Source organism: Streptomyces sp. PU-14G, from assembly GCF_041028275.1.
In the GTDB taxonomy this organism is placed as follows: domain Bacteria; phylum Actinomycetota; class Actinomycetes; order Streptomycetales; family Streptomycetaceae; genus Streptomyces.
Genome location: NZ_JASKYT010000438.1, coordinates 1 through 4,694, shown reverse-complemented (window position 1 = coordinate 4,694; position 4,694 = coordinate 1). Strand labels below are relative to the sequence as shown.

The window sequence follows — 4,694 nt, the reverse complement described above, 5'->3', positions numbered from 1 at the left end:
GCCTACGGCTACCCCCAGCCGCCGCAGCAGCCTCCGMCGACCCAGCCGGCGTACGGCTACCCGCAGCCCACCTACGGCTATCCGCAGCCCGACCCGGCGTTCGCGCTGCCGCCCCAGGGCCCGCAGTTCCTCACCCAGCACTGACGAGGCCCCCCTGCGGTGCGCTCGGAGACGCGCCACCAACGCGCGTGGGGCCCCGGCCAGTCCCGGCCGGGGCCCCACGCGCGCGTCCGGCGCCGCCTGCGCTCTCAGACCTTCTGCGTCTTGTAGCCCCGGCCCCACTGGAGGCCCCAGCCGTAGAGCCGGTCCAGCTCGGCCTGGAAACCGTAGACGTACCGCACCTCGCGGCGCACCCGCAGCTCCCCCTTGACGTTCTCCATCAGCAGCACGGCACACGAACGCGCCTGCGGCGCCCGCTCGTCGAGCCCCACCTCCACGCGAGGGCCGTTGCTGGGAAAGATCGAGACGATGGCGTGCGTACGGTCGAACGCCGGAGTGCCGTCGTAGATGTAGACGAAGAACAGCAGCCGCCTGATCTCGTCCTTGTGGTCGAGGTTGACGTAGATGGTCTCGCCCGAGGGCGAGCCGAACCGGTCGTCACCGGTGAGTTTGACGTAGGGCGGCGCGTTCCAGTCCCCCAGGAAGTTGCCGAGCGGCTGGACGACGCCCTTGCTGCCGTCCACCAGCTCGTACATGCATGCCAGATCGAGGTCGACGTTGACGACGCCCTGGGTGTGCCCCTGCACGGCGTGCGGCCTCAACGCCCGCAGGGGATGCCGCAGCGAGCCGCTGCTGCGGGACCGCCCGTTCAGGTCCGAACTGCGCATCCGCCACGACAGGTTGACCCGCATGCTGCCGCTGTCCGCCCCCTGCTTGGTCAGCGACAGCTCCGAGTGCCGTTTGGTCAGCTCCACCGCGTACGTCGAAGGACCGCCGACCGTGTCGAACTTCGGCCCGCGCCGGGACATGCCCACACCGCGCCGCCAGTTCTCCCACAGGGAGACCATCCCGCACCCCCAACTCCTGCTCGGAACGCCCACTCACCGCCACGGGGCGGCTCCGGGGCGCACGGCACCCGACAGGGCCCGCACCACCACGAAGCCGCCCCGCTGGGAGCGTTCCTCGTTCTTCAGCCGGTCACACGCGCGAGGCGGCCTCGGATCGTTCGCTCTCGCCCCCGTCGCCGCCCTCTCCCCCAGCAGCCTCGATGGCGCGGTTGCGCCGCACCGAGGACCAGAACGACAGGGCGATGAGTACGACACCGATCAGACCGGTGACCACCTCGTTGATCTGGAACTTGATCGTGACGAGCAGGATGACGGACAGGGCACCGATGGCGTAGTGCGCACCGTGCTCCAGGTAGACGTAGTCGTCCAGCGTCCCCTGGCGCACCAGGTAGACGGTGAGCGACCTGACGTACATCGCGCCGATACCCAGACCGAGCGCCATCCAGAAGATGTGGTTGGTGATCGCGAAGGCGCCGATGACCCCGTCGAAGGAGAACGAGGCGTCCAGCACCTCCAGGTAGAGGAACATGAAGAAGGCGGCCTTGCCCGCCATCCCCACGGCCGTGGGCTGCTTCCCCGCGCGCTTGGCCGCTTCCTCCTCTTCCTGCTCGCGCTCCTCTTCCTCCTCGAGCTTGTCCTCGAAGTGCCCCGAGAGCCCGCCGACGATCAGATACGTGATCAGACCGGCGATACCGGCGAGCAGCACCGTCCCGGACTTGTCCGCGTGCGCGCCGCCGTGCTGATGGGCGGCGGTGGCCAGGGTGGTGGCGGCCACCAGCAGCGCGATCAGCGCGATGCAGACGGAGAGGCCGTTGACCTTCCCCAGCCGCGAGAGCGGACGCTCCAGCCAGCTGATCCACGTGTGTTCGCGCTCGTCGAAGATGAAGTCGAGGAAGATCATCAGCAGGAACATCCCGCCGAACGCGGCGATGGCCGGATGCGCGTCCGTGACCAGCTGCTCATAGCGGTCGGGATTGTCGAGCGCGACCTGCACCGCCTCGATCGGGCCGACCTGAGCGGTGATCGCGACGATAATGACCGGAAAGACCAGCCGCATGCCGAATACCGCGATAAGAATGCCGATCGTGAGGAAGATCTTCTGCCAGAAGGCGTTCATCTTCTTCAGTACGCCGGCGTTGACGACCGCGTTGTCGAACGACAACGAGATCTCCAGGATGGACAGGATCGCCACGAGGGCGAACGCCTCCCACCCCCAGAAGAACGCCGCTGCGGCCAGTCCGACGGCGGTCACGCCGAAGGACCAGCCAAAGGTTTTCAGGAGCACTGGCTTCCCAATCCGGTATCCGGTCTACGTGTGTTCACAAAGCGCCATGACGGCCGAGCCGACCGTGACGGCAGAGGGCGACAGAGGCGTCGAAGACGCCAGTGCCGCCCAGGACGTCAGTGGCTCTCAGGCGACATTGACGCCGAAGTCTAGAGCGATGCCCCGCAGCCCCGAGGCGTACCCCTGGCCGACTGCACGGAATTTCCACTCTCCGTTATAGCGATAGAGCTCCCCGAAGATCATCGCCGTCTCCGAGGAAGCGTCCTCCGTCAGGTCGTAGCGGGCCAGCTCCACACCGTCAGCCTGGTTGACGACCCGGATGTAGGCGTCGGTGACCTGGCCGAAGGTCTGGTGCCGGTTCTCCGCGTCGTAGATCGAGACGGGAAAGACGACCTTGTCGACCTGGGCGGGGACCAGCGACAGGTCCACCAGAACCGTCTCGTCGTCCCCGCCGCCCGTGCCACCGACCAGCTCGTCGCCGGTGTGCTCCACAGAGCCCTCGGGGCTCTTGAGGTTGTTGTAGAAGATGAAGTACTCGTCACCCATGACCCGGCCCCCCGAGCACAACAGCGCGCTCGCGTCGAGGTCGAAGTCGGCACCCGTGGTGGAACGGGCCTTCCAGCCGAGACCGATCTGGACCTGGGTCAGATTCGGTGCGGCCTTCGAGAGGGAGACGTTTCCCCCCTTGGCGAGCGTCACGCTCATGTTCGATGTTCCTCTCCCCGGCTCTCCCGGCTCTCCCCGGCTGTCCCGTTCCCGGCCCGCGGCCGGCTCTCCCGTTCCCCGGCCCTCCCCTGGCCCACCCTGGCCCGCGAGCGGCCGGAGCAGCGCACCGCGGTGCCCTGTACCGCAGTGCCTTCAGTGTGTCCGTACCACCGGGCGCCGCACACCTCCCGGTTACGGAAGCCTGCGGCGCCCGTGGCTGCCGGTCCCTGGCAGTGCGCCCCGCCGGCCCGACAGCTCGGGCCCGCGGGGCGCGAGGTACCCGCCCTGGGGCCTCAGACGTTCACGCCGAAGTCCTGCGCGATACCGCGCAGGCCCGAGGCGTAGCCCTGGCCGATGGCGCGGAACTTCCACTCGGCACCGTGCCGGTACAGCTCCCCGAACACCATGGCCGTCTCGGTCGACGCGTCCTCGCTGAGGTCGTAGCGCGCCAGCTCGTTGTTGTCCGCCTGGTTGACGACGCGGATGTAGGCGTTGCGCACCTGGCCGAAGCTCTGCTGGCGGCTCTCCGCCTCGTAGATCGAGACGGGAAAGACGATCTTGTCGACGTCGGCGGGCACTCCCGCGAGGTTCACCTTGATGACCTCGTCGTCGCCCTCGCCCTCACCGGTGAGATTGTCGCCGGTGTGCTCGACAGAGCCGTCGGGGCTCTTGAGATTGTTGAAGAACACGAAGTTCTGGTCGTTGCCGACCTTGCCCTCCGGATTCGTCAGCAGGGCGCTCGCGTCGAGGTCGAAATCGGCGCCGGTCGTCGTACGCGCGTCCCAGCCCAGACCGACGACGACCGCCGTCAGGTTCGGGGCCTCCTTGGTCAGCGAGACGTTGCCGCCCTTGCTGAGGCTGACTCCCACGAGTCCTCCTGGTCAGTTGTTCGTGAGGAGCACGGCGTGCCCCCGTTTTCGGATGCCGTCAGATCAACGATTCGATCCTAGTGAGCGGTTCCCCGGGACACAGCCCTCTTACGGAGCTGATCCGGGTTGCACCGGGCGTCACCGGGGGCGCCCGGAAGCGCCGTCCCGGCGCGGCGAGACGGCAGTGGCGTGCGGTGACGCGAGGGCTCAGAGGCTTTCGAGCGCCTTGACGTAGTCGTTGAGGTCCCGCGCGTCGGGCAGACCGTTCACCACGGTCCAGCGGACGACGCCCTCCTTGTCGATGACGAAAGTGCCACGCACCGCGCAGCCCTTTTCCTCGTCGAAGACGCCATAGGCACGCGAGGCCTCACCGTGCGGCCAGAAGTCGGACAGCAGCGGGTACTCCAGGCCCTCCTTCTCCGCGAAGACACGCAGCGCGAAGGGGGAGTCGTTGGAAACCGCGAGCAGCTGCACCTCGTCGTTGACGAACTGCGGCAGCTCGTCCCGCAGCGCGCACAGCTCGCCGGTGCACACCCCGGTGAAGGCGAAGGGGTAGAAGAGCAGGACGACGTTCTTCTTGCCCTGGAAGTCGGAGAGCCGCACGGCCTGGCCGTGCTGGTCCTTGAGCTCGATGTCGGGGGCCTTGGTGCCGGCCTCGATCGCCATTGGCACATTCCCTTCGGTGGACGGGACAAAGACGCCCCCACCCTATGCACCGGCCCCTGACCGCCGGGGCGGCGGTCAGGGGAGAGGCGGCGGGGCGACCCCCGCCGCCTCTCCCCTGACCGCCGGGGCGGCGGTCAGGGGCCGGTGCATAGGGTGGGGGCG

The 4,694-nt window shown here is 68.1% G+C and carries 5 protein-coding genes; all 5 read right to left on the bottom strand.

What is annotated here, in order from left to right; translation table 11 throughout:
* Window positions 1-248: 248 nt before the first annotated feature.
* The 5 genes from AB8Z75_RS30915 to AB8Z75_RS30895 all read right to left on the bottom strand — a co-directional run bounded on the left by AB8Z75_RS30915 (window position 249) and on the right by AB8Z75_RS30895 (window position 4,532).
* Window positions 249-1,007, bottom strand: coding sequence for a Tellurium resistance (locus AB8Z75_RS30915; RefSeq protein ID WP_369207799.1), 759 nt, complete (start codon window positions 1,005-1,007; stop codon window positions 249-251).
* 130 nt (window positions 1,008-1,137) lie between these two features.
* A complete protein-coding gene (locus AB8Z75_RS30910) occupies window positions 1,138-2,292 on the bottom strand; it encodes a DUF475 domain-containing protein (protein ID WP_369207797.1) in 1,155 nt (384 codons plus the stop codon).
* A 126-nt stretch (window positions 2,293-2,418) separates the two neighbouring features.
* The gene (locus AB8Z75_RS30905) at window positions 2,419-2,997 is read right to left on the bottom strand and encodes a TerD family protein (protein WP_114018375.1); all 579 of its coding nucleotides are present in this window, start codon (window positions 2,995-2,997) and stop codon (window positions 2,419-2,421) included.
* Window positions 2,998-3,290: 293 nt separating this feature from the next.
* Window positions 3,291-3,866, bottom strand: a complete 576-nt coding sequence (locus AB8Z75_RS30900; protein WP_369207795.1) for a TerD family protein — start codon at window positions 3,864-3,866, stop codon at window positions 3,291-3,293.
* Window positions 3,867-4,073: 207 nt separating this feature from the next.
* Complete coding sequence (locus tag AB8Z75_RS30895; protein ID WP_369207793.1) at window positions 4,074-4,532, bottom strand: peroxiredoxin; 459 nt, start codon at window positions 4,530-4,532, stop codon at window positions 4,074-4,076.
* Between the last annotated feature and the right edge of the window lie 162 nt (window positions 4,533-4,694).

Coding starts and splice junctions, on each gene's coding strand:
- AB8Z75_RS30895 (WP_369207793.1), bottom strand. CDS start 4,532: ATGGCGATCGAGGCCGGCACCAAGGCCCCCGACATCGAGCTCAAGGAC.
- AB8Z75_RS30905 (WP_114018375.1), bottom strand. CDS start 2,997: ATGAGCGTGACGCTCGCCAAGGGGGGAAACGTCTCCCTCTCGAAGGCC.
- AB8Z75_RS30915 (WP_369207799.1), bottom strand. CDS start 1,007: ATGGTCTCCCTGTGGGAGAACTGGCGGCGCGGTGTGGGCATGTCCCGG.